Source organism: Rhizobium sp. LjRoot254, from assembly GCF_964254105.1.
Taxonomy (GTDB): Bacteria; Pseudomonadota; Alphaproteobacteria; order Rhizobiales; family Rhizobiaceae; genus Rhizobium_E.
On sequence record NZ_CAXUSM020000001.1, the window covers coordinates 327464 to 353689 of the forward strand.

A 26226-nucleotide genomic window follows, 5' to 3' on the forward strand; every position below is an offset into this window, starting at 1 on the left:
CATGTTCAATCTATAGTTATTCCCATCGCGCGACGATGTGGGGGAATGGCATGACGCTCCGATACCCGGCATTTCTCGGAATTCTCCTGCGTGGCCTGAGGAGCTTCCTCAGAGACCACATGCTTGCGGTCAAGCAGTTGTTGACGTTCGATTGCATCGAAAATCTGATCATCCTGCTCAAGAGACTATTCTCCATATGGCCGTCCTTTCTCTCGTTAATCGTCGGCGTGCTGCTTTTGACGTTGTCACAGGTGGCCGACTTACTGGCGAGGCCGCTCGATCTGATCGAGGTGATCGTCCTTATCGTCTGCCTGGTCTTCTTCTGGATCGTCCCGTTGCATCTGGGTGCGCGGATATTGCTGAACACGCGGACCGGTGAGCCGGACAAGGAGGTCGGTCCGCAAGACAGGCTCGATATCTGGTTGCCGAAGGATCTCGGCTTCGTGGCAATCCTCGCACTTGCGGTCGCGATAACCACCCAGAGCCAGGACTTTGCGATTCTGACCACCCATTTCGAGGAAAGCGCGCTCCATGGACCCGGCGGAGGGCTCTGGGTCGTACCGCTCGTCGTCTTGTTGATCTTCCTTGCCTATCTGGGCATCCGCGAAAAGACACACGACTCCATGTCGGCCCGGTCGGGAAGGCGGTCGTCAATGATTTTCACCGGGATCTCCGTGGTCCTCGTCTTCGTGGCCAGCATGGCACCGTTTCACGTGGCCGACCTTTTCGGCGGGCTGCTGTTCTTTCCCATGCTTGTCGGCGGCTGGATCATGCCGTTGGTGGGGTCGATGGTGCTTGCCAAAAGCAGCCTCTTCTGGCGCAGGATCGTACAGTTGGGCGCCGTTGCAGCGGTTCTCGCGATGGTTTTGGCAAACGCGTATTCGAGCAATCCGTTTCACGACATCCGGGTGATGCCTGAGGATGCGACAAAGCCGCGACAACCGGCGCAAATGACTCTTCAGGCTGCGATCGAACGATGGAAGACCGCCAATAATTGCGTCGCGGTCGAGGCAGACCGCGGGCGATGCAAGGCAATACTCGTCACAGCCGAAGGAGGGGCGAGCCGCGCCGCATTCCAGGTTGCGACCGTGATGGGCGGGCTTCTGGACAGGCCACCGTCGGAGGGTTTCCGCGAAAAACTGTTTCTGTTCTCCGGCGTGTCAGGTGGTTCCTTGGGCCTTGCGACGGTAAGGCAGGCGCTGGCCGATGGCACAGACGGCAAGCCGCCATGCAAGGAGACGTCCGGTCGTGCGGGCAGACACTGGATCTTCTACCAGACAGATCGCGCCAAGGACGTCACTATAAGTTGGCGCAAATGCCTTCAACTGCTCGTGTCGGCGGACTATCTGACGCCGGCCGTTGTTGGGCTGGCGTTGCGGGATTGGTGGATGGCGGTGCCCGCCATTCTCGACCTGGGGTTTGACGATCGTTCCGCGTTGCTCGAGCGGGCGATTGAGCGGCACTACGCGGCCATAACCGGCAAGGATTGCGAGAAGTTCGAAGGCCTGTGCGCGGCATTCGGCCATGTCGATCGATCAGCAACATGGTTGCCGGCGCTCATTCTCAACAGCACGCTTGTCGAACGCGGACAAACCGTCGTCGTGAGCGACATCGATCCCTCATCGTTATTTCCATCGGGGGACACCTGCAGATCCACTGCACAAAGAGTGTATCCGGCGCACTTGGTCTATGCTGACGCCATACCTACCGCCTATGATATCTTCGAACTGATGGATGCGAGGGCCGGCGCGCAGAAAGCGGTATCCGACAGACAGAAGGTCATTCGCGATATCCGCATGTCCACGGCGATCGTTTCCTCGGCTCGCTTTCCCGTCATATCCACCCGTGGCAATGTGAGAGACAAGGATCGTGTTCTTGTCGGGCAACTGGTCGATGGCGGATATTTCGACAATAGCGGTCTTGCCAGCATTCTCGACATCGTTGATGCGCTCAACTGCAACAAAGTCGATAGCGTCGTCATCAGCATCCGGAACAATCCGCTCGACGAAAATGCCGACCGTCTCTGGCGTTTCCCGGGGCGGAAGAATATCCGCCAACCCTCCCTCGAGGTTTCGACCGAGAAGATCGACGTGGCCCCGTCTCCTGTCCAGGCCTTCCTGAATTCAAGCGAGGGACATATCCTCCAGAACAGATACGCGACGATCAATCGTGTTGGTCACAACAGTTTCATTGCCAACAACATCTACAAGGCGATCTGCGTGGGTACGCTGACGGCGGAGGGCGACTACTGCGAAACGGGCCGCGTTCAACTCGCCTCGATTTCCATGAGCTGGTGGCTCTCATCCAATGTCCAGCTGTTTATCGAGATGCAGGACAGGGACAAATTGCTGGGCGGGGAATGTCGGGACGTGCACTGCCGCAACAAGCCTGCCGAAATGCTGGCTACCGCTCTCAAGCAGTCCGATCTTCCACAAACCAAGATAAGTGAGCAACTTGATCCGCGCGTGATGGGCCTTGAATCGATAATCGACGTTCGGCGCTACGCCGAGTAGCCTTGCCGGACCGACCGGGCGCCGTGATGTTATGCGATCTCCACCCACACCGGCTTGTGGTCGGAACCGAGGCAGGTCTCGTCGATCCAGCCATCCCTCAGGCGCGGCAGGAGCGATGCGCTCAGGAAGCAGTAATCGAGATATTGGCGTATGTCGGGCTTTCCCGGTTCTTCCCACGTGTAGGAAGCTTCGCCCCGCTTGCCGAGCCGGTCCAGCGCGTCGGTCGGGTTGGAGGAGTTCGGCGTGCGGCCGTAATAGAGGTCGCTGGCGCCGGCCATCGCTATATATTCCGGCTGTTCGGGCTGCATGTTGAAATCGCCCATGATCACATAATCCTCGGGGCTTGGCAGTTCCGGGAAGCCGAATTCGGCGCCGCCGCTGACCGCGCCGCCCTCGAGCGAATAGTTGACGATCCGCTCCTTGAGGAAGGCGATCTGGCTGATCCTCTCTTCGGGACTGCGATGATCGAGATGCACCGAATAGACCCGGATCGCACCGGTCGGCGTGCCGATCAGCGCCTCGAGCGCGGAGCGTTGCAGGTTGAGGCGATCGAAGGTGCGCGTGCGGGGCAAAAGGATGTTGCGGGTGGCCAGGATCGGATGGCGCGACAGGATCATATTGCCGAATTCAACCTGCCGCATTTGAGCCTTGCCATCGACGATTCCGGAGCCCGAATCAGCAACGGTTCCGGCGCCGAAAAAGTGATAAAATTCCGGCAAAAGCCCGGCAAATACATCAGGCAGATCGGCCCGACTATTTTTGGGGAGATTTCGGGTGACCTCCTGCAAAGCGATGACATCGGCCCCCTTGATGGCATCCGCGATGCGCTCGGGATCGTACTTTCCATCCGATCCGAAGCCGTATTGGATGTTAAAGCTCACGAATTTCATGTTATTCTTTGACCTTTCACGGCTGCCACTATATCGAACACGCAACTCTAGAGATGGCAAGGCCCCGTAAGCTAAGATGAAGTTCCTCGACCAGACCAAAGTGTATGTGAAGGCCGGTGACGGCGGTGCCGGATCGGTGTCGTTCCGGCGCGAGAAATTCATCGAATTCGGCGGTCCTGATGGCGGCGACGGCGGCCGTGGCGGCGACGTCTGGGTCGAGACGGTGAACGGTCTCAACACGCTGATCGACTATCGCTACCAGCAGCATTTCAAGGCCGAGACGGGCGTCCACGGCATGGGCCGCAACCGGCATGGCGCCAAGGGTGGAAGCGTCGTCATGAAGGTGCCGGCCGGCACCCAGATTTTCGAGGAAGACGGCGAGACGCTGATCTGCGACATGACCGAGGTCGGGCAGAAATACCGCATCGCCAAGGGCGGCAATGGCGGCTTCGGCAATGCCTATTTCCGCAGTTCCACCAACCAGGCGCCCGATTGGGCCAATCCCGGCCAGGACGGTGAGGAAAAGACGGTCTGGCTGCGGCTGAAACTGATCGCCGATGCCGGCCTCGTCGGCCTGCCGAACGCCGGAAAATCCACCTTCCTCGCTACCTGTACCCGCGCGCGGCCGAAGATTGCCAACTATCCGTTCACGACACTGCATCCCAATCTCGGCGTGGCGACGGTGGACGGCAAGGAATATGTGCTGGCCGATATTCCGGGCCTGATCGAGGGTGCCCATGAGGGCATCGGCCTCGGCGACCGGTTCCTCGGCCATGTCGAGCGCACCCGCGTACTGCTGCATCTGGTCTCGGCGCAGGAAGAGAATGTCGGCCAGGCCTACAAGACCGTGCGCGCCGAACTCGACGCCTATGGCGCGGGGCTTGAAGACAAGGCCGAGATCGTCGCACTTTCGCAGACCGATACGGTCGATGCCGAAACGTTGAAAAAGAAGAAGGCCGCGCTGAAGCGCGCCTGTGGCCAGACGCCCTTCGCGATCTCGGCCGCCACGGGCGGCAAGGGCATGCCGGAGGTGCTGCGCGAACTTGCCGGCATCATCGAGGCGAGCAAGGCCCAGGATCCGAACCTGCCCAAGGCCGAGAGCGGCGTGATGCTCAACCAAAAAGTCAAAATGGCGCCGATGGGCGACGACGAGGACGATTGGGGCGATGACGATTGACCGCATGACCCTCTCGTCCTGCCGCCGCATTGTCATCAAGATCGGCTCGGCGCTGCTGGTCGATCGCGCATCGGGCCTGAAAAAGGCATGGCTCGACGCGATGTGCGAGGATATCGCGGCTCTCACCGCCAAGGGCACGGAAGTGCTGGTTGTCTCGTCGGGCGCGATTGCCATGGGCCGCACGGTGCTCGATATCGGGGCAGGGGCGCTGAGGCTCGAAGAGAGCCAGGCGGCTGCGGCCGTGGGCCAGATCGCGCTGGCGCGTGCCTGGTCGGAAGGACTTTCCCGGCATGATATCGTTGCGGGCCAGATCCTGCTGACGCTGGGCGATACCGAGGAACGCCGTCGTTATCTCAATGCGCGCGCCACGATCTCGCAACTGATGCGGCTCAAGGCCGTGCCCGTGATCAACGAGAACGATACGGTCGCAACATCGGAGATCCGCTACGGCGATAATGACCGGCTCGCCGCCCGCGTGGCGACCATGGTCGGCGCCGACTTGCTGGTGCTGCTCTCCGACATCGACGGGCTCTACACCGCCCCGCCGCATCTCGACCCCAAAGCCGAGTTCCTGCCCGTGGTTCAGGCGATCACGCCCGAGATCGAGGCGATGGCGGGTGGTGCGGCTTCCGAACTCTCGCGCGGCGGCATGCGCACCAAGATCGATGCCGGCAAGATCGCGACCTCCGCTGGATGCGCGATGATCATCGCCTCGGGCAAGGTCGATCACCCCCTGCGCGCGATCGTGGATGGCGCCCGGCACAGCTGGTTCGCACCGTCCTCGAAGCCGGTGACCGCCTGGAAGACCTGGATTGCCGGCAAGCTGGCGCCTGCGGGCCGATTGACGATCGACGACGGCGCCGAGCGCGCATTGATGAGCGGCAAGAGCCTGCTGCCTGCCGGTGTTCGCGCGGTCGATGGGGATTTCGCGCGCGGCGATACGATCGCTGTCATGTCTCTCGACGGACGCGAGATCGCGCGCGGCTTGTCGAGCTATGACGGGCAGGAGGCCAGGCTGATATCAGGCAAGAAATCCGCTGACATCGAGGCTATTCTCGGCTATTCCGGCCGGGCGGCCATGGTGCATCGCGACGATATGGTGATGACCGCGGCGCGCAAGGCCAAGGCCAAGAAGGAAAGCGCCGATGCTTGATGTTGCCAAGGACGATGTAAGAGCACTGATGCTGCAGATCGGCCGCAATGCGCGCGCCGCCGCGCACCCGCTCGCCATCGCCTCGGCGGAACGCAAGCACGCCGCGCTTGTCTCGATGGCGCGCGAGATCATCGCGCGCAAGGACGTCATTCTGGGCGCCAATGCGATCGATCTTGAAAATGCCCGCGCTTCGGATATGGCGCCGTCTTTCATCGACCGCCTGACGCTCAACGAGGCGCGCATTCGCGCCATGGCCGATGGCATAAGCGCGATCGCGGAGCTCAAGGATCCCGTCGGCGAGGTCATTGCCGAATGGGACCGGCCGAACGGGCTGCATATTGAGCGCGTGCGCACGCCACTCGGCGTCATCGGCGTGATCTACGAGAGCCGCCCGAACGTCACGGCCGATGCAGGTGCGCTCTGCCTGAAGGCGGGCAATGCCGTGATCCTGCGCGGCGGCTCGGATTCGCTCCATTCGTCGCAAGCCATTCACGAATGCCTGGTCAAGGGCCTGCGCGACGCCGGCCTGCCGGAACATGCGATCCAGATGGTGCCGGTGTCCGACCGCGCCGCCGTCGGCGAGATGCTGACCGGCCTCGATGGCGCCATTGACGTCATCGTTCCACGCGGCGGCAAAAGCCTCGTCGCCCGGGTACAAAACGATGCGCGGGTGCCGGTCTTCGCCCATCTCGAAGGCATCTGCCACATCTACGTCGATGCCACCACCGATCTCGACATGGCGAAGAGGCTCGTCGTCAATTCCAAGATGCGCCGCACCGGCATCTGTGGCGCGGCCGAGACGCTGCTGGTCGACAGTGCCGCACTCGGCACGCATCTGATGCCCTTGCTCGAAGCGCTCACCGAAGCCGGCTGCGAAATCCGCGCCTCGGCGACTGTGCTCAAGGTGTTTCCCGGTTTCAAGCCAGCGGTCGACGAGGACTGGTCGACGGAATATCTCGATGCGATTATCTCAGTGGCGATCGTGGACGGCATCGGTGGGGCGATCGCGCATATCAACAGATACTCCTCGCATCACACCGAGGCGATCATCTCGGAGGATCCTGCCTCGGTCGCACGGTTCTTCAACGAGATCGATTCAGCCATCCTGTTGCACAATGCCTCGACGCAGTTCGCCGATGGCGGCGAGTTCGGCATGGGTGCGGAGATCGGCATCGCCACCGGCAAGATGCATGCGCGCGGACCGGTCGGCGTCGAACAGCTCACATCCTTCAAGTACAGGGTCCGCGGTGACGGCCAGACAAGGCCGTGAGACTTGAAGCCGGGGGAGTTGGATCGCAAATACCTCGTCATGCCGCATGTCGAAGCCGGCATGAAGGTCGGGCTGTTCGGCGGGTCGTTCAACCCGCCGCATGATGGTCACCGACTGGTCGCCGAGATTGCACTACGCGCACTCGATCTCGATCAGCTTTGGTGGATGGTGACGCCAGGTAATCCCTTGAAATCGAAGCGCGTTCTGGCGCCGCTCGCCGAGCGTATCGCGCAATCCGAGGCGCTGTTCCCCAATCCGAAAATCCGGGTCACGGCGTTTGAGAAGGCGTTGGGATCGAGCTATACCGCGCAGGTGCTGGCGCATGTGAAGGCCAGGAACCGCGATGTCGATTTCGTCTGGATCATGGGAGCGGACAATCTGAGGAATTTCCATCTCTGGCAGAATTGGTATGCGATCGCCGAGACCTTTCCGATCGCGGTCATCGATCGTCCGGGATCGACTCTGTCCTTCCTGTCCTCGAAAATGGCCCGCACATTTGATTTCGCGCGAGTGGATGAGCATGACGCCGGACTGCTTGCGCGCTTGCCGGCTCCCGCCTGGACCTTCATCCATGGTCCGCGTTCGACACTGAGTTCGACGCAGATCAGGAAGCAGAACGGGAACTGATCAGTCCTCGATCCGGCGAGCCTCGGATTCGAGCATGATCGGCACGCCGTCCTTGATCGGATAGGCGAGCTTGGCCTTTTCGGAGATCAGTTCGCTTGTATCGCGACTATAGACCAGCCGGCCCTTGGTGACCGGGCAGACCAGCAATTCCAGCATCTTTGGGTCGGGGCGGGAAATATTGAGATCCATGGCCGGGCCTCACTGCAGCGTCTTGGCGACGTCGCCGAATGCGCGGGCGAGCACCATTTCGGTCATGGCAACGAGCGTCTCGGCGCGGGTCTTGAGGTCTGGTGCTTCGAGCAGCGCCTGTTTTTCCGGCGCGCCGAAGGGGGCCATCATGGCGAGCGAATTGACCAGCGTGCGGTTGGACGTCTTGGTCACCGCCTCCCAGTCGACTTCCAACTTGTTGGCGTCGAGATAGGAGCGGAAGGCGTGCAGCAGGTTGTCGCGGTTGACGGCGGGATCGTCTTCCGGCTCGTGCAGGTCGGAGACGAACGGTGCGATCTTGACCTTGCGATAGGCCTGCGTCGTCTGGAGTTCGTTGATCAGGCGAAAGCGGCAGACACCGGAGAGATCGACCACATAGCGGCCGTCGCCCGTTTCGCCGAAGGTGGTGATGCGGCCGATCGTGCCCACTTTGCAGAGTTCGGGATGTCCTGACGGGCTCTCTTCGGTTTCCGCAAGGTCGGGCTGGATGATACCGATCAGGCGATTGCCTTTCAGCGCATCATCGATCAGAGACAGGTAGCGGGGTTCATAGACATTGAGCGGCAGGTGGCCGCCCGAAAGCAGCAACACGCCCGAGAGCGGGAAGACGGCGAGCGTCTCCGGCAGGTCGCTTTCGGTCAGATATCGCGCATTTCCAACATGCATCAATCGATCTCCGCTTGCGTGGACGCTTGACCTATTACCTCAGGTGTACACCGGCTTCACGAAAACAAGATGGCCGACATCTTGCGGCGGGCTGCAACGCTCGCCGGGTCCTTGAAGCCCCAGACATCGAGGAACTGGAGCAGTTGCCGGCGCGCGCCGTCTTCATCCCATGTCCGGTCGCGCTTCATGATGCTTATCAGATGATCGGTCGCCGCCTCGCGGTCGCCTTCGACATTGAGGATCTTGGCGAGCTTGACGCGTGCTTCATGATTATCCGGGTCAGCAGCGAGTTCCTGTTCGAGTGCGCGCGGATCGCCCAGCTTGCGGGCTTCCTCGATATGCGCGAGCTTGGCCGAGAGTGCCGCAATTGCCGGGTCAGCCTTCTGCTCGTCGGAAAGGCTGGCGATCAGGTCTCGCGACCGTTCCCACTGGCCTGCCGCCAGCATGCATTCCGCCATGCCGGCAAGCGCCTTGGTGTTTTCCGGATCGGCCTGCAGCACGGCGCCATAGATATCGGCGGCGGCTGCCAGGTCGCCGGCATCGAACTGGGTCTTGGCGTCTTCGAGTGCTGCCTCGATCTGCACTTCGGCATCATCGACCGCAGGGCCGGCGACCTTGTCGATGAAGGCGCGAACCTGGCTTTCGGGAACCGCGCCCATGAAGCCATCGACCGGACGGCCGCCGACAAAGGCGATGACCGCAGGGATCGACTGGATGCCGAGCTGGCCGGGAATGGAAGGGTGGTCGTCGATGTTGAGCTTGACGAGCTTGACGCGGCCATTGCTCTCGGCAACGACGCGTTCGATGATCGGCTGCAATTGCTTGCAGGGGCCGCACCAAGGTGCCCAGAAATCGACCAGCACCGGCTGGCGCGTGGATTCCTCAAGCACGTCTCTTTGGAAGGTCGCCGTCGTCGTGTCCTTGACGAGGCCAACCGGCGGGGCCGCACCATTCGTGGTATTGGCACTGGCGGTCATCTGCGTGGCGAAGCTTGCGCCTGATGTATTGCCCGTCATCCTGATTCTCTCTCCAAATTCCTGAGGGCCTGCGAGGGCCGAAACTCGCGCTGAATGTCGTATGTCAGGCGGTCACTTTCAAGACATGCGCGGTATGTCCTGTGGCCTCCACGAAGCGGATGAGGTCGGCGCTCGAGACCGAGGTGGTGGCATCGTTTGAAAGCGGGTGGCAGTTGATGATGTCATTCTTCATCAAATCAGCGTCGAGCACAATGGTCACGTTGCGGCTGGTGTCGTTGACAATGCCGAATGCGGTGACCGCGCCCGGTATGACGCCGAGATATTCCATCAGTTTTTCGGGCTTACCGAAGGAGAATTTCGAGGCGCCGCCGACGATCGTGTGCACGGTCTTGAGGTCGACGCTCGCATGTTCGTCCACGGTCAGCAGAAAGAACTGGTCCTTCTTGTCCTTGAGGAAGAGGTTCTTGGTATGGCCGCCGGGAATTTCGTCGCGCAACGATTCGGACTCGGCGACGGTGAAGACGGGCGGATGATGCTTGGTTTTATGGGCGATTCCGAGCGAATCGAGATACTCGAACAGTTCCGCCGGGGTCTTTGCCGCATTCTCACTCATATTCGCTCACGCTCCGCATATCGTCTGAAATGATGCCCGTGATAGTATGGTTCCATTCTCGCCGCAATGGCCTGCGCGCGTCGCCGCCGGCGCCAAATACGCCGCGAAATCAATCTGATAGAGGATGGTTCGAAAATTTCTCGGCCAAAATGTCATTTCTCTGTTGCATTTCAAAATGCCTTGGGCCATATAGCCCCCGTTGCCGAAGGGCGGCATCGCGGTCTAGCGATCTACCACGGACCAGCGATAGTGAGCGGGTGTAGCTCAGTGGTAGAGCACGACCTTGCCAAGGTCGGGGTCGAGGGTTCGAACCCCTTCGCCCGCTCCAGTTTCTCCAAGACGCCAAGCCTCGGGACCCCCGGGGCTTTTTGCTTTTTTGGGCGTTGCTCGTGTATTTACCAGACGAGTCCGCGGGCGGCGATGTCCTCGACACGTGTCACGACACCGTCGCGATGGAAGACCATCGTGTCGAACATATTGGTGACAACGCAGGTGTGATTTGGAATGATGCGGATTTTCTCGCCGATCGCGGGGAATGTGTCGTTGCAAGCCGAGATGTCGAGGACGCCATGTTCCTCCGACAGCGCCTTGATCACGGCGTCAGGGAAGCCGACGACGAGGCCGTAGTCCGAGAAACCCAGCAGGTCGCTGGTCAGCGTCTTGACGCCGGCATCGATGACCGCGCGACCGGGGGTGGGGCGGGAAACCACGGTCGCCAGGATGGTCATTGCGCAATCCGCTTCCGTGCAATGGCCGGCGCGGATCATCGAACGGTCGTTATAGATGTAGGTGCCCGCCCGGTACTCCGTCGCAGCGGGGACCTGATGGCCCTCGAAGAGACTCGGCGTGCCCGCATGGCTGACAACAGGGCAGGGGATGCCGGCGCCATCAAGTAGCGACAGCGCCTCCGAGAAATAGGCTTGCACGGCCGCCGCCGCGTTCGGCTTCGGATAGGTCAGTAGACCGCCGAAGGTAAGGCCGGGCATGTCCTGGATCAGGCTAGCGAGATCGAAGGCTTCCTGCGGCGTCTGTACGCCGCAGCGCCCGGCGCCGGTATCGCATTCGACTATAACCGCGATCGGTTTCAACTTCGCAAAATGCTTTGAGAGCCCCTCGACGGTCGTCCGGCTGTCGGCGGTGACCTTCAAACTCGAAATCCGCTCGTTCAGTGCGGCGAGGCGCTCAAGCTTGTCCATTCCGAGGATGTTGAAGGTGATCAGGATGTCCTCGAAGCCGGCATCGGCGAAGACTTCGGCTTCGGTGATTTTCTGGCAGTTGATGCCTTTCGCACCCGCCGCCACCTGCAGCTTGGCGATAACAGGCAGTTTGTGGGTCTTGATGTGTGGCCGGAAGGCGAGGCCGTGCTGGTCCGCATAGGCCTGGACCCGCGCGATATTCGCCCGCATCCTGATCTCATCCACGATCGGACGTGGTGTCGAAATGTCGGCTACGGCATCGCCGGGCTTCGGCAGCATTTCATACGGACGGGCGTGCAGCATGATTTTTGTTCCGGCGGATATTGGTATCTGATCTGGCGAGCCATTGCCTCGCACGTCAAGTCAAAACATGGCTGATGGCTGTTTGCAACTATTTTTGAAAACCATTTGACTAAATACAGCGCTGGTGCCAATCTGTCCTCAATTCCGAGGACCGTTGACATGACGTTGCGTGGTACCAATCAGGAATCTGGCAGGCCGTACAACCGGCGGATCGTGCTCGAATCGATCCGCCTGAAAGGCCCGACGACGCGTGGCGAGATTGCCGAACGCGTCGGTCTCACCGTCCAGACAGTATCGACCATCGTCCGCGAACTCGAGGAACAAGGCCTGATCCTGTCGGTGCGGGAGAAGCCCAAGGGCAGGGGCATCCCGCCGTCGGCGCTGACGATCGATCCCGAAGGTGGCCATGCCGTCGGCATCCACCTCACGCCGCTCGGCATCGAGGCGGCACTGGTCAATCTGCGCGGCGAGGTCGTCGAAAGCCGGCACCGGGATGCGCCCAATGCAATGCCGGACGAGGCCTTCGCACTGATCGGCGAGATGGTGACTGAGCTCAAGGCCAGCGGCAAACACGGCCGCCTGCTCGGCGCCGGCATTGCCCTGCCAGGCCCGTTCGATGTCGATGCCATGAGCTTCGTCGGGCCGACCACGATGAGCGGCTGGAAGAATGTCGATATCCGCGAGCGGCTGGCCGATGCGACCGGGCTTCCGGCCTTCATGGAAAACGACATGGCAGCAGCAGCGCTCGGCGAACAGCTCTACGGTCTGGGCCAGCAGTTTTCCGATTATTACTATCTCTTCTTCAGCGTCGGGCTCGGCGGCGTCATGGTGCATGACGGATCCGTGATCCGAGGCGCCTGGGGCAATGCCGGTGAGATCGGCCATATCCCTGTTGTGCTCGATGGTGAGCCTTGCCCGTGCGGCAATCGCGGCTGTCTCGAGCGCTACCTGTCGCTCGACGCCTTCAATCGTCGCGGGCTGCCGGAAGCCGACTGGGTGGCCGAGATTGCACCTATTTTCAGGAACGCGGTGCGAACCATCGAAAACCTGTTCGATCCCGAGACCGTCGTGCTTGGCGGGCTGGCGCCGCAGGCGCTGATCGAGCAGCTCGCCACGCTCGGCGAGGGGCTCACCAATTCGATCGCCGCCCGCACCAACCGCAGCCATCCGCGCCTGGTCGTGGCGAGCGACTGTCAGCATTCGGCGCTCAGGGGTGCGGCAGCACTCGCCGTGTTCGGCGTGCTCTCGCCGCGCTTCGGGCAGATGTTCGAAACCACAGAGAAAGATGCTGCAGCATGAGCGAGAAACTGCTGGTCCTCGACAATATTCGCAAGAATTTCGGCGCCATCGAAGCGCTGAAAGGCATCAGTTTCTCGATCGGCAAGGGAGAGGTCGTGGCGCTCCTTGGTGACAATGGCGCCGGCAAGTCGACGCTCGTCAAGATCATCTCGGGCGGACTGACGCCGACATCCGGCCGCATGCTGTTCGAAGGCCAGGACTATCAGGCCAGGACCCCTGCCGAGGCCAAGGCCGCCGGGATCGAGACAGTGTATCAGGACCTCTCGCTGTGCACCAATGTCGATGTCGTCGCCAATTTCTTCATGGGTCGCGAGATCGTCCGCAAGATCGCCGGCATTCCCTTTCTCGACGAGCATGCCATGGAAACGGTGGTGGAGAAGGCGCTGGCCAATGCCGGCACCCGCATTCCCTCGCTCCGCGCCAAGGTCGAGCATCTCTCGGGCGGGCAACGGCAGGCGATCGAACTCAATCGCTTCGTCCATTGGGGCGGCAAGCTGGTGCTGCTCGACGAGCCCTTCGCGGCGCTGGGTGTCGAACAGACGCGGCGCGGGCTGGACATGATCCGTCATGTCGCGAGCCAGGGGATCGGCGTCGTCATCATCACCCACATCATGCAGCAGGCCTTTCAGGTCGCTGACCGCATCGTCGTCATTCGCCACGGCGTGGTGGCAGGCGACGTGGAGAGAGCCAAGACAAGCCCGGATGCAGTGATCGAAATGATCACAGGGCAAACCCTCGCTGGCGCCGGACCGGTGGGGAACTAATGAAAAGGGGTCCGGCAAACTGGAGAGAACGATCATGAAGCGAATAACGTTAGCCCTGCTGAGCGTTCTGGTGCTCGGCCTCGCGATGCTCACCACGGCCGCTGCCCAATCCAAGGGCACGGTCTATTATCTCGTGCCGACGCTGCTCGACGAATTCCAGACCGGCTCCGTCAGCGCGCTCGAAATGTTTCTCAAGCAGACCGGCTACGAGATGAAAACGCTCAATGCCGACAACAAGACGGACGCGCAGCAATCGCAGATGAACGACGTGATTGCGCTGAAGCCCGCGGCGATCATCCTTGCCGCCGTCGATTTCAACGCGCTCAAGCCTTCGATCGAGGCGGCGCGTGCCGCCGGCATCCCTGTGGTCGAGTTCGACCGCCAGATCACATCGACCATGTCGGACTTCACTTCGGTGGCCGGCACGATCGAGATCGGCCATGTCGCCGCCGACCAGGCCGAGATGATGCTCAAGGCCAAGAACGGCGACGTGAAGGGCAAGATCCTGCAGGTGTTGGGCGATCCCGGCGATCCCTATACGCTCGATATCCAGAAGGGTTTCGAGGAGAAGATGAAGGCCTTCCCAGGCGTCACCATCATTTCGGTGCCCGCCATGCAGTGGGAAGCCAGCAACGCCGGGACGATCGTCTCCGACCAGATGCTCGCCAATCCTGACATCGACCTGATCTTCCTGCATGCCGCCCATCTCTCGGTCGCCGCTGTCGCTTCGCTCGAGGCTGCCGGCAAGAAGCCGGGCGACGTGAAGATGATGAGCTCGAACGGCGCGCCCGTCGGCCTCGACCTGATCCGCAAGGGCTGGCTGAACACCGAAGTCGAGCAGCCGCTCTATGCCCAGGCCGCCGCCGTCGCGATGTTCATGGACAAGATCGCCGGCAAGAAGGAAATCAAGGCCGGCGAATATGATGTGCTCGGCCTCAAGAGCACCGTGACGATCGAAGCGTGGGGTCCGAATATCAAGATCCCCGGCGCTGCGATCACCAAGGAGAATGTCGATGACCCGGCCTTCTGGGGCAACCTGAAGCCGCCGACATCGACGGTGAAGTCGGTCGAGTAGGGCTGACTGCATCTTGACAAGGCCCCGCCCCGAAACCCCTCCCCACAAGGGGGAGGGGCCAACCCGCGGCACCCACGATGCCCCAAGCCAACGCTGCGGCTTTCTGCAACGGTGATTGGGCAGCAAGGGTGCGGCAGATTGAGCCCCTCCCCTTTGTGGGGAGGGTTGGGGGGCTTTAACACCGGCACGACATTCAAACACCATCCAACCCGGACCAACCGCATGACGCCACGCACGCGCAAGACTCTTGAATTCATCCTCGACAATCTCGTCTGGTTCATGCTCATCCTGGTGTTGGCGGTGTTTTCGGCGCTGATCCCGCACTATTTCCAGCTCGGCATTTTCGTCAACATCATCGAGGCATCGAGCGTGCTCGGCGTGATGTCGATCGGGCTGGCCCTGGTGATCATCGCGGGGCATATGGACCTCTCGGTGGAATCCGTGGCCGCGCTTTCGGCCATGGCGGTCGGGATCTTGTTCTGCTCGGCCGGTATCGGGCTCGGCATCAAGCTCTCGCCCGAATGGCTGATGGTGCCGGCATCGCTGCTGGTCGCCTGTGCCGTCGGCGGATTGATCGGCCTGTTCAACGGCGTGCTTATCGTCAAGCTGAAGATGAGCGCCTTCATCATCACGCTTGCGTCCTTCATCTGGGTGCGCGGCATCGTGCTCGCCGTCTCCGGCGGCCGGTCGGCGCAGGATCTCGCGCCGGCAATCCGCTGGTTCGCGATCGAGCGCTTTCTTGGCATCCCGCTGACTGCCTGGATCGCCATCGCCTGCTTTCTGATCTTTTCGATCATCATGACAAAGACGCCCTTCGGCCGGCATCTGGTGATGATCGGCGGCAATGAGACCGCGACCTTTCGCGCCGGCATCCGCGTCAACCGCAACCTGATCATCGCCTTCGTGCTGGCGGGCGCCATTGCCGGCCTCGCGGGCTGGCTGCTCGTCATCCGCACCTCGGGGGCCACCGCCAATCTCGGTGTCGGCCTGCTGTTCAACGCGTTTGCGGCCGTGGTGATCGGCGGCGTCAGCCTCAAAGGTGGGGTGGGCGCACTGCCGGGCGTCTATGCCGGCGTGCTGCTGCTCTCCTCGATCAATACCGCAATCAACCTGATGGGACTACCCGCCAATTTCACCCAGGTCATCCATGGCTTCCTGGTGCTCGCGGCGGTGCTTCTCGATACGTTCAAGCAGAGACTGCGCCAGAGGCTCGCCTGATGGGAAGATTGGCATGACAGGAAGACTGGAAAACAAGGTGGCGCTGGTGATCGGCGCCTCGCGCGGCATCGGCCGGGCGATTGTCGAACGCTTCGCCGAGGAAGGCGCGAAAGTAGTCCTCGCAGATTTCGACGCCGAGGGCGGCAAGGCCACGGCGGATGAAATCGGTGTGCCCTTCATCCAGACCGATATTGCCAAAATGGACGATACCATCGCTGCGGTCGCCTTCACCATCGAGCGCTATGGCCGGCTCGACATCATCGTGCAAAATGCCGGTATCTATCCCTGGCAGCTCATCGAAAATACCAGCCCCGAGGACTGGGATCATGTCATGGGGGTCAACCTGCGCGGCGCCTTCAATGCCGCCCGCGCGGCCCTGCCGCAGATGAAGAAGCAGGGCCAAGGCCGTATCCTCTTCACCTCATCGATCACCGGTCCGCATGTGACAAGTCCGGGCCACGGCCACTATTCGGCGACGAAGGCCGGCATCAATGGCTTCATCCGCTCGGCGGCGCTGGAATTCTCTTCCTATGGGATCAACGTCAACGGCGTCGAGCCGGGCAATATCCTGACCGAGGCCATCCAGCTCCATCGCGGCGACGCCTTCATCAAGAATATGGAAAATGCCATTCCGCTCGGCCGCCTTGGGTCACCGCGCGATGTCGCCAATGCCTTCCTGTTCCTGGCTTCGGAGGACGCGAGCTATATCACCGGCACGACTGTTATCGTCGATGGCGGACAGCTATTACCGGAAGGTGCGGATTTCAGGCTGCTGCCGCCGTGATCGCATCTGCCTAACGTTCGAAAGGCTCACCGAGCGAGGCGACGCCGTTCAGCTTGAGCAGGCGGCGATCGGCGGAGATGATGCCGAGCACGATGATCGTGACGAGATAGGGCAGGCTGGACAGCAGTTGCGACGGCAGGTCGAGGCCTGTCGCCTGAGCGGCGAGGCTCATCAGCGAGACGGCTCCGAAAAGGCAGGCCCCGAGGAAGATGCGGCCGGTGAGCCATGTGCCGAAGACAACCAGCGCGATGGCGATCCAGCCACGACCTGCAATCATGCCATCCGCCCAGAGCGGCGTGTAGACCGCCGCCGCATAGGCGCCGGCAAAGCCCGCCATCATGCCGCCGAAGGCGATTGCCGCGACACGGATCGCGATGACGGGATAGCCGATGGCGTGCGCGGCCTTTGGGTTCTCGCCGATTGCCCGCACGACAAGACCGACCCTCGTATAGGCAAACACCGCCCAGATCGCGAGGGTCGCCAAAAGGGAAATCCAGACGACGATGTCCTGGACGAACAGCCGGCCAATGACGGGGATTTCCGAGAGCCCCGGAAAGGCAAGTTTCGGAATTCCCCTGATCGTCAGGCTCTCGTAGGTCTTGCCGAACAGCGCCGAAAGGCCCTGGCCGAGGATGCCGATCGCCAGGCCCGTCGCCACCTGGTTTGCCCGGAAGCCGAGCGCCACGACTGCAAAGACGAGCGAAAGCGCAGCACCGCCGAGGCCTGCGACAATGAAGCCCAGCAGATGTCCGCCGCCGTGATAGACCACGATGAAGGCGAGCACGGCGCCCAAGGCCATCAGCCCTTCGACACCGAGATTGAGGACGCCCGCACGTTCGACCACAAGCTCGCCCAATGCAGCGAGCAGAAAGGGCGTCGCCGCCGCCAGCATGCCTGCGATGATGAACTCGACGGCGTTCATGGCTGGCTGCTCCGGTGATGGGCGTGGGGCCATTCGAGGCGATAGCGCACGAAGGCTACGGCGATGAGGTAAGCGAGCAGCAGGCTGCCCTGGAAGACGCGCACGGCGGCGATCGGCAGGTTTGCCGATACCATCGCGTTGTCGCCACCGATATAAAGGACAGCCATGAAGAGCGCCGAGAAGATGATGCCGATTGGGTGCAGGCCGCCGAGATAGGCGACGATGATCGCGGCATAGCCGTAGCCGGTCGAGATCGAGCGCTGTAGCTGGCCAATCGGCCCTGCGACCTCCGCCGCACCCGCCAACCCGGCCGCAAATCCGCCGATCAGCAGCGACAGCCAGATCGCGCGTCCTTCGCTGAAGCCGGCATAGCCCGCTGCGCGCGGCGCGAGGCCGCCGACCTTGAGCTTGTAGCCCATGAAACTCCGCTGCATGAAGACCCAGGCCATGAGCGAGAGTGCAAGCGTGATAAACAGCGAAACGTTGACGCGGGTGCCTGATATCAAGGTCGGGATCATGGCATCGTATTGAAACATGACGGATTGCGGGAAATTGAAGCCAGCTGGGTCCTTCCAGGGTCCGAGCAAGAGGTAGTTCAGGAACTGCGCCGCGACGAGGCTCAGCATCAGGGAGACGAGGATTTCGTTTGCATTCAGCCTGACGCGCCAGAAGGCGGTGATCGAGGCCCAGAGCGCACCCCCGATGGCGCCGAGGATCAGCATCAGCGGCCAGATCCACTGGCCCGTCGCCAAGGGAAACCAGATCGGAATCGACGAGGCGAAGATGGCGCCAAGGATGAACTGACCCTCCGCGCCAATATTGAACACCTTGGCGCGGAAACCGATCGCCAGCCCCTGTGCGATGAGAAGAAGCGGGCCGGCTTTAAGCAGTACCTCGGAAAACGACGCCCAGGAGAGGAACGGTTCGAGCAGCATCGCATAGAGCACGGCCGCCGGGTCGCGACCCATCAGCACGTAGACGCTGAAGTTGAGGATGATCGCGATGCCGAGGGCGGCCAGCGGAGCCAGCATGGCCGCAGTGAGCGATGCACGCTCGCGGCGGACGAGCGTGGGCAGGAAAGTCCCGGCCAGAATACTCATGCGGGGACCTTCTCTTGCGACGAATGGGCTCCGATCATGTACCGACCGATCTCCTCAGGGCGCGTGTCGCGCGTAACCAGTGGTGGACTGAGGGTCCCGTGATGCAGGACCTGGATGAAATCGCAGAGTTCGAAAAGCTCCTCGAGTTCCTCCGATATGACGAGGATTGCTATGCCCGCGTTGCGGAGCGCGATGAGGCGCTGGCGGATGGCGGATGCGGCGCCGATATCGACGCCCCATGTCGGCTGCGCCACGAACAGCAGCTTCGGCGCGAGCATGATCTCGCGACCGACGATGAATTTCTGCAAGTTGCCGCCGGACAGCGAGCCGGCCTCGGCAGCCGGTCCTGATGTGCGGACGTCGTATTGGCGGATACATTCATTGGCGAACGCCGTCGCCCCGGCACTGTCGATCAGGCCGTTCTTCACGAGATCGAACGGGTGGGCGGTCAGGACAGTGTTGAGGACGAGCGACATTTCAGGGACCGCGCCGCGCCCGAGCCGGTCTTCGGGTACGAAGGCGAAACCGAGTGTTCTGCGGGTGGCCGCGTCGAGTCTGCCGACGTCGCTGCCCATCATGAAAATCCGGTCTCGCTGCTCCTTCGGCAGTCGCGTCTCGCCTGATATGAGTGCGGCAAGCTCGGTCTGCCCGTTGCCCGATATTCCCGCAATGCCGAGGATCTCACCGGCGCGCACCGTGAGGCTGATGCCCGCGAGCGGCGTGGCGAATGGGTCATCCGGCGTGTAATCCATGCCGATGATTTCCAGCCGCTTCTCGCCCTCCGGCATGGCAAGCGCCGGCATCACTTCGGGCATGTCGCGGCCGATCATCATGCGGGCGAGGTCATGCGCGTCATGGTCGCGCGGATCGACATTGCCGGTAACGCGGCCGCCACGGAGGATGGTCGCATGGTCGCAGATGGCGCGGATTTCCTCCAGCTTGTGCGAGATGAACAGGATCGAGACGCCGCGGTCGCGGAGGCGCCGGAGCGTGTCGAACAGTTTCCCCACGGCCTGAGGCGGCAGTACCGACGTCGGCTCGTCGAGGATGAGGAGCTTCGGGTCGGTCATCAGGCAGCGGATAATCTCCACCCGCTGCCGCTCGCCGACCGAGAGCGCATGCACCTCCGCTAGCGGGTCGACCTCGAGGCCGAAATCCTGGCCGAGGGCGCGGATGCGTTTCGTCAGCTCCGGCTTGCTGCCGGGCACGACGAGCTGGATATTCTCGACGACCGTCAGCGTCTCGAACAGCGAAAAATGCTGGAAGACCATGCCGATGCCCTTGCGCCGTGCCTCGGCTGGCGAGGCGAGGGTGAGGGGCTCTCCATTCCAGACGACAGTGCCGTCGTCCGGTTGCTCGACGCCATAGATGAGCTTCATCAGGGTCGATTTGCCCGCCCCATTCTCTCCGAGGATCGCATGGATCGATCGCGGAGCCACGTCCAGATCCACAGCCTGGTTGGCTTGGATCTGGCCGTAGCTCTTCGATATGCCGCGAAGCGACAGAAGGGGCGGGGTCATGACTTATTGCGGCAGCGGGGTGGTGACACCCTTGACGTGCCAGTTCATCGCGATGATCTCCGGATTCGTCATTGTCACACCGCTCGCGACGCCTTCGCTGCCATCAGCCTTGGTGATCGGGCCGGTGAAGGGCGAGAAGCTGCCATCGGCGATCTTTGCTTCCAGTTCCTTGATCTTCGTCATCGTGTCGGCCGGGACATCCGGGTTCCAATCGACGACCTGGACCACCTTGTCGGCGACGCCGAGGAAGGCGTTGGCGCCCTTGAAGGTTCCGGCGAGATGGGCGTCGACCGAGGCCTTGAAGAAGGGCGACCAGTCGGTGGCCACGCAGCCGAGATACTTCTTCTCGGCATATTTCTTCATCGACGAATTGAGGTTGAAGGCGTAGACGCCGGCCTCTTCGCAGGCGGAGATGACGGAGGGCGTATCCTGCGCGTTGGAGAAGATCACATCGCAATTCTGCGCCATCAATGCCTTGGCGGCCTCTTGTTCCTTAGCGGGGTCGAACCAGGAGTTTACCCAGACGACCGACACTTCGATATCAGGCTTCACAGCCTGCGCGCCGAGCGCGAACGCGTTGATCGAAGTGATGAGTTCTGGAATGGCGAAGGCCGAGACCGAGCCGAGCTTGCCTGTCTTTGACAGGGCAGCGGCGGCCATGCCCAGGAGATAGGTGCCCTGGAAATACTGCGCCGCGAAGGGCGAGAAGTTCGGTGCGACCTGGAAGCCGGAGGCATGCAGGACGGTGACGCTGGGATCGCGGCGGGCGATCTGCAGCGCGCCGTTCTGGTAGCCGAAGGAGCCGGCGATCAGGAATTTGTTACCGTCGGCGACGGTCTTGGTCATGATGCGGTCGGCATCAGGGCCCTCGGCGATGTTTTCGAGGATGGTGACCTTCACCTTGTCGCCGTACGCGGCCTTGATGGGCTCGAGGCCGGCGGCCAGCGCATGGCCCCAGCCGACATCGCCGATCGGAGACGGAACCACGAGCGTAATGCCGAGTGGTTCGTCGGCGGCAAAGGCGGCCTTGCCGCCAAACGCGCCGGCCAGGCCGGTCGCGGCAAGGCCTTTCATCAAGTTTCTGCGAGTGAGATAATCAAACATGTCAGTTCCCCTGTTTTGAGTTTCTAGAATTCCACCGTGGCAAGTGCGGCTTCAGCGTCCGCGGCAAGCTTGGCCTCGTCCAGACCAACGAACGCACCTTTCTCCCAGACGATGCGGCCGTTGATCATCGTCATGTCGGTCGCCATGCCGATGCCGACCTTGGCGATCAGGCTGAGCGGATCATGGCGCGTGCCGACATAATCCATGCGGCGCGTGTCGATCGCGAAGAGATCGGCGGCCATGCCTGATGCCAGCCGCCCGATGTCCTTGCGGCCCAGCAGCGCGGCCCCGCCTGATGTCGCATACCCGAGGAAATCGGCTGGCGGCGGTACCGGATGGGCGCGCGTCGAGGCCGCCAGGCATTGCAGCATATAGGCGGAATGGATGCAGTGCATCAGGTTGGAATTGTCGTTCGAGGCAGCGCCGTCGCAGCCGAGGCCCACGCGCACGCCAAAAGCGGACATGGTAGGAATATCGGTCACCTCGGCACCGACGAGATAGACAGGCTCCGGGCAATGCGACACGGCGGTGCCGCTCTTTGCCATAGTGCGAAGCTCGTCGTGGGTCAGTTCCCAGCAATGGGCGTAGAAGGCATCGGGGCCAGCAAAACCGATCTCCTCGAGGTAGTCCACCGTACGCATGCCGTGGCGGGCCAGGATGACCGGGCTTTCGCCCTCGCCAACATGAGTGTGCATCTGCACGCCGCGATCGCGCGCCAGCAAAACCGACTCTACGAACGTCTCGCGGTAGCAATTGACCGGCTGGCAGGGCGCGACCACGACCTGCCGCATGCTGAATTGGCTGGTGTCGTGATAGGTGTCGATCAGCCGGGCACAATCGGTGATGAATTCGTCGGTCGTCTCCAGCATCTCGTCGGGGATAGTCGATCCTTCGGATTTCGGCAGCGTATTGCCGCCGCGCCCTGCGTGAAAACGCATGCCGAGAAGTTCAGCCGCCTCGAATTGCCGGTCGATGAGGCGCTTTCCGGCATGGCGCGGGAAATTATACTGGTGGTCGAAGGCCGTCGTGCATCCGTGCTTGATCAACTCGGCCATAGCGGTGACCGAGGAGTGGTAGAAGCAATCCTCATTCAACGCCGAAAAGATCGGATAGATGCGGTCGAGCCATTCGATGACCGAGAGCTTGGTCCAGTCGAGCTCGGCGCGATTACGCACGAAGCACTGGAAGAAGTGATGGTGCGTGTTGACGAGGCCGGGATAGACGAACCAGCCATCGGCATCCTGCACGGTCGTGCCGGCCGGCAGTTCGCCCCGGTGCAGGCCTTCGCCAATCGCTGATATCGCCGGACCGCTGGTCAGCACATCGACATTGCGCCGGACGCTGAGACCTTTGCCCTCATCGACAATAACCGCTGCACAGTTTTTCAGGAGATAGCCCGCCAACTCAGGCCTCGCCCGGTTCGAGTTGCGGTTCGGGCTTTAGCTCGTGCAGCCGGTGGATGCCGGGCATCTCGATGAAACCGTCGAGGCTGCGGAGCGCGCGCGACCAGAGTCTAATTGTCGGGTATGGGTCGAGGGAGACACCGCCGTCGGGCGCCAGCGCGACATAGGGGAAGCAGGCGATATCGGCAATCGTCGGCTGGTCGGATGCGAGGAACCGCATGCCGCGCGTTTTCTGTTCGAAGAGGCCGGCTTCCAGTTCGCGCAGCGCCGCCATGCCATTGGCCTGAAGTGCGCCGATGTCGCCGGGGCGGAGCAGCATTTCATGCAGGCGCGCGCCGCCGAGATTGGCGGTCAGCCGGTGAGAGAAGGACAGCCATTGCTGGATGCGGGCTGTCTCTTCCGCCCCGCCGCTGCCCAGCCACTCGGGCGCGGCCTTCGCGGCGAGATAGGCGAGCATCGCGGAGGACTCGGTGAGGATCAGGTCGCCGTCTTCGAGGATCGGAATGGAGCCGCCCGGATTGAGCGCCAGAAGTTCCGGGCCGCGATGTTCGGCGCCGGGATGAAAATCGACCGGGCGGAGTTCGAGCTTCACGTCAACGAGCGCCGCCATCAGGCGCACCTTGTAGCAACTTGGCGAGAGGATGTAGTCGTAGAGTTTCATGCCGCCACCAGCTGCGCGCCATAGGTATAGTTGTGGCGTTTCAGCCAGCGGCGATAGGCGACCGAGGTGAGGTCCGCCCGGGTGGGGATTTCCATGCCGGGATCGAGCGGTAGCAGACGCGGAATCTGGTTTTCGAGGATCGAACGATCCTGCAGGAAGATCGTCTGCTGGAAATGGATGAGGTCTGTCAATGACGTTTCGTCGTCGAACAACGCCATCCACGGCCAGACATCGCAGAGATCCTCCGCGAGCGGCTGGACGAAGAGCGTGATGACGTCCCATTCGCCGGGGCGTGGCGGACAGGTCTTGTAGAGGACCGAGCAGGTCGGGGCCGGCACTCGGTACATGTACTCGGTCGTGATGCCTCCGGCGGCCGACTTCGCGGCCTGCGGCTGGTAGAATTTCACCTGGGTTGCCCAGACCTCGTCTTCCTCCTCGCGGATTTCGACCTTGTAGTTCTGGACTTCCGTATGCGGCTCGGCGCCGAGGATGTCGGTATGGACGAAGGGGAAGTGCGCGATATCGAGGAAATTCTCGACGGCGCGCAGTGGCGAACAGCGCACGCGCACCACGCCGACATCGACGAAGCGGCGGCCGGGTTGGTCCGCCTCGGGAATCGGAAATAACGGCTTCTTCGGATCGCCAAGCGAGGACCAGACATGGCCGTATCGCACGCAGACGGGCAGGGTGCGCCCGTCGCTGCCTGTGACGCGCGCGGTACCGTCGGCGTCGAGCGCAACCTTGATCGGCTCGTCCATCAAGGCTGTCTCGCGACCTTCGCTATCGAGTTGGCCGAAAATCCCGACGGGATACCATTCGTCGCGCATCGCACCCTCGGTCATGACACGCCCCCTTTCGCTTCGATTCGTTCCGCCATGCGCCGAAGACTCTCGACTGCCCGCGAGGCGGCGATACGGTCCGAGGCTGTGCAGCCTTCAGGCACGAGGACATGGATCAACGTCTCGCCATCCTCCTGCGGAACGGGCAGCAGGCGGATTGCCGGCGTGCTTGGCACCTCCCAGGAGATACCGTCTGTCGCAACCTTCGCGCCGGCGGCGGCGAGCGCCGCGCGTCCGGCATGAGCCAGCAGGGAACGGAGGGGGACGAAACCTTCAAACAGCGGTGGCCCGCCAGCCGGCTCCCCGTTGGCGACCCAGATAATGCCACCCGCCTCATCGGTCGCGTGCGTCACGGCGCGAATCGTATCCGGTGGCACGAGGCCGGGATGGGCGGGGATGCGGACGCAGTTCCCGGCCTGCGAATAACTCCAGCCGTGATAGATGCAGGAGAGCTGCTCGCCGCGCACGAAGCCGTGGGAGAGGCGCATGCCGCGATGCGGACAGCGATCCGCCGATGCCGCGACGCGCCCTGATTGGCTGCGCCAAAGGGCAATGGACCCGGCGGGAATCCGTGCCGGCATGGCAGTTGCCGGCGGCAAATCCTGGGCAAGGGCGACTGGGACCCAGGTGTCCGTCTTGTCGGACAGCATGATCTTACTTTCCGTATTTTACTCAATATTCGCCGAGCTTGAGGCGTCAGCGGAAGAAGATGGCTGAATGCTCGACCCGGCGACGTTTGCATAATAATTTCGCATTTGCAACATTGATTAAATCGAGTGCAATCAATGGCGAACGCACGCAAAACTAGCTGGATTCCCGATCGGCCGGCGCACGGTCGATCGTCTCGACCCAGACCTCTATAGGTCCGAGCGAGCAGCCCATTTCCATCATGTCGATCAGTTCCACCGAACCGGAAAGCTCGAGTTCTATCCGGTCTGAACTCATGTGGGCGATGTGCTGCACAAGGCCGAGCTTGGCGGCATGGCGATTGATCCACGGCACGAAGGACGCAGGCTCGAGGGCGCCGCGAATGGTCATCCGCTCGTCGAAATGGTTTTGACGTCGCTCCGTCATGAGAGTCTCGCGTTTGATATCATGGCAACAGCATAGCGCGGAAATTCATGAGCGAAAGGGCAATGATGCGTGATCACGGGCATGCTGGCTTAGTGGTAGGTTACATTGGGGCTGAATATCTTTTGCAGGAATGGGCGGAGAACTGCCTGCGCGTATTCCCTTGGAATTCGATGTCCGCATTCGAACACGCTGAGCGTAACCGGAAGTCCGGCATCCGAAAGAGCATTCGAGAACCGTTCGGCCTGGGCGAGAGGAGCGCGGTCGTCATGCCTTCCATGTAACAACATCGTTTCCGACTGGATTTTATGCGCATGATGTAACGCCGAGCGAGCCAGAAAGGCTTCACTCGATACGCCCGCCTCTTTCTCGATTGCCCATCGCAAACCTTGCGAACTGGCTTGAAAGGCCGCCTGGAGATCGTAGACGCCGCTGGATAGAATGACCGCCCGCAGATCGGAGACCCGGGTGGCGACCATTGCCGCTGCAACAGCCCCGCGACTGTTGCCATAGAGAACGATACGGTCAGGATCGACGGACGGCTGTTTGCGCAGGAAGGCGAGGGCGGTTGCGATCGCTTGCTGGGTGCCTGGGCCGCAGAAATCCGGAGGGCCGCCCGAAGCCCCGAAACCGGGCTGCGAGACTGCCGCTGCGGTAATATTCAAAGCAGAACAGAACCGAAGCAGCACGCCATTATTGACTGTCTCTATCGCGCCAAGGAGACGACCACCCTGGTTGCCGTGGACGAACAGGATTGCTCCCGAGGGCGTGTTGGTCGAAGCCTGAGCTTGAAAAAGCTCGACCATGGCTCCGTCTTCCCGGTCGATTAGATGTCGCGTCACTGCCGGCATGGTCACCATCAAGCTTGGCTGCA

At 61.8% G+C, this 26226-nt stretch carries 26 protein-coding genes and 1 tRNA gene; 11 read left to right on the forward strand and 16 right to left on the reverse strand.

What is annotated here, in order from left to right; all coding sequences use genetic code 11:
• Positions 1-119: 119 nt before the first annotated feature.
• Positions 120-2513 carry a hypothetical protein gene (locus tag ACSQ26_RS01675; RefSeq protein WP_436005662.1) on the forward strand — a complete coding sequence of 798 codons (2394 nt, stop codon included), beginning with the start codon at positions 120-122 and terminating at the stop codon, positions 2511-2513.
• Positions 2514-2542: 29 nt separating this feature from the next.
• On the opposite strand, the gene ACSQ26_RS01680 is transcribed toward ACSQ26_RS01675, so the two are convergent.
• Complete coding sequence (locus tag ACSQ26_RS01680; protein WP_436005664.1) at positions 2543-3565, reverse strand: endonuclease/exonuclease/phosphatase family protein; 1023 nt, start codon at positions 3563-3565, stop codon at positions 2543-2545.
• Between ACSQ26_RS01680 and obgE the strand changes: the two genes are divergently transcribed.
• Genes obgE through ACSQ26_RS01700 form a run of 4 tightly spaced genes read left to right on the forward strand, consistent with a single transcriptional unit; the run spans position 3480 to position 7630 of the window.
• The gene (gene obgE, locus ACSQ26_RS01685) at positions 3480-4580 is read left to right on the forward strand and encodes a GTPase ObgE (protein WP_436005666.1); all 1101 of its coding nucleotides are present in this window, start codon (positions 3480-3482) and stop codon (positions 4578-4580) included. The genes ACSQ26_RS01680 and obgE overlap by 86 nt on opposite strands.
• A 4-nt stretch (positions 4581-4584) precedes the next feature.
• Positions 4585-5733 carry a glutamate 5-kinase gene (gene proB, locus ACSQ26_RS01690; RefSeq protein ID WP_436015052.1) on the forward strand — a complete coding sequence of 383 codons (1149 nt, stop codon included), beginning with the start codon at positions 4585-4587 and terminating at the stop codon, positions 5731-5733.
• Entirely contained in the window at positions 5726-7003 is a 1278-nt protein-coding gene (locus ACSQ26_RS01695; RefSeq protein ID WP_436005668.1) for a glutamate-5-semialdehyde dehydrogenase, read from the forward strand. Before proB ends, ACSQ26_RS01695 begins: the two co-directional genes overlap by 8 nt.
• A gap of 39 nt (positions 7004-7042) precedes the next feature.
• Complete coding sequence (locus ACSQ26_RS01700) at positions 7043-7630, forward strand: nicotinate-nucleotide adenylyltransferase (RefSeq protein ID WP_436015054.1); 588 nt, start codon at positions 7043-7045, stop codon at positions 7628-7630.
• Here the strand turns inward: ACSQ26_RS01700 and ACSQ26_RS01705 are convergent, their stop codons facing one another.
• The 4 genes from ACSQ26_RS01705 to ACSQ26_RS01720 form a co-directional block, all read right to left on the reverse strand.
• Positions 7631-7819, reverse strand: coding sequence for a Trm112 family protein (locus ACSQ26_RS01705; protein WP_436005670.1), 189 nt, complete (start codon positions 7817-7819; stop codon positions 7631-7633). It lies immediately after the preceding gene.
• A gap of 9 nt (positions 7820-7828) precedes the next feature.
• Positions 7829-8503, reverse strand: a complete 675-nt coding sequence (locus ACSQ26_RS01710) for an LON peptidase substrate-binding domain-containing protein (RefSeq protein WP_436005672.1) — start codon at positions 8501-8503, stop codon at positions 7829-7831.
• Between the two features lie 56 nt (positions 8504-8559).
• Complete coding sequence (gene trxA / locus ACSQ26_RS01715) at positions 8560-9519, reverse strand: thioredoxin (RefSeq protein WP_436005674.1); 960 nt, start codon at positions 9517-9519, stop codon at positions 8560-8562.
• 64 nt (positions 9520-9583) lie between these two features.
• A complete protein-coding gene (locus ACSQ26_RS01720) occupies positions 9584-10093 on the reverse strand; it encodes a prolyl-tRNA synthetase associated domain-containing protein (RefSeq protein ID WP_436005676.1) in 510 nt (169 codons plus the stop codon).
• Positions 10094-10346: 253 nt separating this feature from the next.
• Between ACSQ26_RS01720 and ACSQ26_RS01725 the strand changes: the two genes are divergently transcribed.
• Positions 10347-10421: transfer RNA gene (locus ACSQ26_RS01725), tRNA-Gly, on the forward strand.
• Between the two features lie 67 nt (positions 10422-10488).
• On the opposite strand, the gene ACSQ26_RS01730 is transcribed toward ACSQ26_RS01725, so the two are convergent.
• Positions 10489-11589 (reverse strand): D-TA family PLP-dependent enzyme, encoded by a 1101-nt coding sequence (locus ACSQ26_RS01730; RefSeq protein WP_436015056.1) that lies wholly within the window; start codon positions 11587-11589, stop codon positions 10489-10491.
• Between the two features lie 162 nt (positions 11590-11751).
• Between ACSQ26_RS01730 and ACSQ26_RS01735 the strand changes: the two genes are divergently transcribed.
• The 5 genes from ACSQ26_RS01735 (at position 11752) to ACSQ26_RS01755 (ending at position 16732) form a co-directional block, all read left to right on the forward strand.
• Positions 11752-12891, forward strand: a complete 1140-nt coding sequence (locus tag ACSQ26_RS01735; protein ID WP_436005678.1) for an ROK family transcriptional regulator — start codon at positions 11752-11754, stop codon at positions 12889-12891.
• The gene (locus ACSQ26_RS01740; protein ID WP_436005680.1) at positions 12888-13655 is read left to right on the forward strand and encodes an ATP-binding cassette domain-containing protein; all 768 of its coding nucleotides are present in this window, start codon (positions 12888-12890) and stop codon (positions 13653-13655) included. The genes ACSQ26_RS01735 and ACSQ26_RS01740 overlap by 4 nt, the downstream gene beginning before the upstream one ends.
• Positions 13656-13689: 34 nt before the next feature.
• On the forward strand, positions 13690-14730 hold the full coding sequence (locus ACSQ26_RS01745; protein WP_436005681.1) for a sugar ABC transporter substrate-binding protein: 1041 nt from the start codon (positions 13690-13692) through the stop codon (positions 14728-14730).
• A gap of 222 nt (positions 14731-14952) precedes the next feature.
• Entirely contained in the window at positions 14953-15948 is a 996-nt protein-coding gene (locus ACSQ26_RS01750) for an ABC transporter permease (protein ID WP_436005682.1), read from the forward strand.
• 13 nt (positions 15949-15961) lie between these two features.
• A complete protein-coding gene (locus ACSQ26_RS01755) occupies positions 15962-16732 on the forward strand; it encodes an SDR family NAD(P)-dependent oxidoreductase (RefSeq protein WP_436005684.1) in 771 nt (256 codons plus the stop codon).
• Positions 16733-16742: 10 nt separating this feature from the next.
• Here ACSQ26_RS01755 and ACSQ26_RS01760 read toward each other — a convergent pair whose 3' ends face one another.
• The 10 genes from ACSQ26_RS01760 to ACSQ26_RS01805 form a co-directional block, all read right to left on the reverse strand.
• A complete protein-coding gene (locus ACSQ26_RS01760; RefSeq protein ID WP_436005686.1) occupies positions 16743-17654 on the reverse strand; it encodes an ABC transporter permease in 912 nt (303 codons plus the stop codon).
• The gene (locus ACSQ26_RS01765) at positions 17651-18754 is read right to left on the reverse strand and encodes an ABC transporter permease (protein WP_436005688.1); all 1104 of its coding nucleotides are present in this window, start codon (positions 18752-18754) and stop codon (positions 17651-17653) included. The genes ACSQ26_RS01760 and ACSQ26_RS01765 overlap by 4 nt, the downstream gene beginning before the upstream one ends.
• Positions 18751-20274, reverse strand: a complete 1524-nt coding sequence (locus ACSQ26_RS01770; protein ID WP_436005690.1) for an ABC transporter ATP-binding protein — start codon at positions 20272-20274, stop codon at positions 18751-18753. The genes ACSQ26_RS01765 and ACSQ26_RS01770 overlap by 4 nt, the downstream gene beginning before the upstream one ends.
• Positions 20275-20277: 3 nt before the next feature.
• On the reverse strand, positions 20278-21378 hold the full coding sequence (locus ACSQ26_RS01775; RefSeq protein WP_436005692.1) for a BMP family ABC transporter substrate-binding protein: 1101 nt from the start codon (positions 21376-21378) through the stop codon (positions 20278-20280).
• A 23-nt stretch (positions 21379-21401) separates the two neighbouring features.
• The gene (locus tag ACSQ26_RS01780; protein WP_436005694.1) at positions 21402-22781 is read right to left on the reverse strand and encodes an amidohydrolase; all 1380 of its coding nucleotides are present in this window, start codon (positions 22779-22781) and stop codon (positions 21402-21404) included.
• Position 22782: 1 nt separating this feature from the next.
• The gene (locus tag ACSQ26_RS01785; protein WP_436005696.1) at positions 22783-23442 is read right to left on the reverse strand and encodes a glutathione S-transferase family protein; all 660 of its coding nucleotides are present in this window, start codon (positions 23440-23442) and stop codon (positions 22783-22785) included.
• A complete protein-coding gene (locus ACSQ26_RS01790) occupies positions 23439-24284 on the reverse strand; it encodes an aromatic ring-hydroxylating dioxygenase subunit alpha (RefSeq protein ID WP_436005698.1) in 846 nt (281 codons plus the stop codon). Before ACSQ26_RS01790 ends, ACSQ26_RS01785 begins: the two co-directional genes overlap by 4 nt.
• Complete coding sequence (locus ACSQ26_RS01795) at positions 24281-24931, reverse strand: Rieske 2Fe-2S domain-containing protein (protein WP_436005700.1); 651 nt, start codon at positions 24929-24931, stop codon at positions 24281-24283. The genes ACSQ26_RS01790 and ACSQ26_RS01795 overlap by 4 nt, the downstream gene beginning before the upstream one ends.
• A 154-nt stretch (positions 24932-25085) precedes the next feature.
• Positions 25086-25355, reverse strand: coding sequence for an acylphosphatase (locus ACSQ26_RS01800; protein ID WP_436005702.1), 270 nt, complete (start codon positions 25353-25355; stop codon positions 25086-25088).
• An 89-nt stretch (positions 25356-25444) separates the two neighbouring features.
• The gene (locus tag ACSQ26_RS01805; RefSeq protein WP_436015058.1) at positions 25445-26212 is read right to left on the reverse strand and encodes an alpha/beta hydrolase family protein; all 768 of its coding nucleotides are present in this window, start codon (positions 26210-26212) and stop codon (positions 25445-25447) included.
• Between the last annotated feature and the right edge of the window lie 14 nt (positions 26213-26226).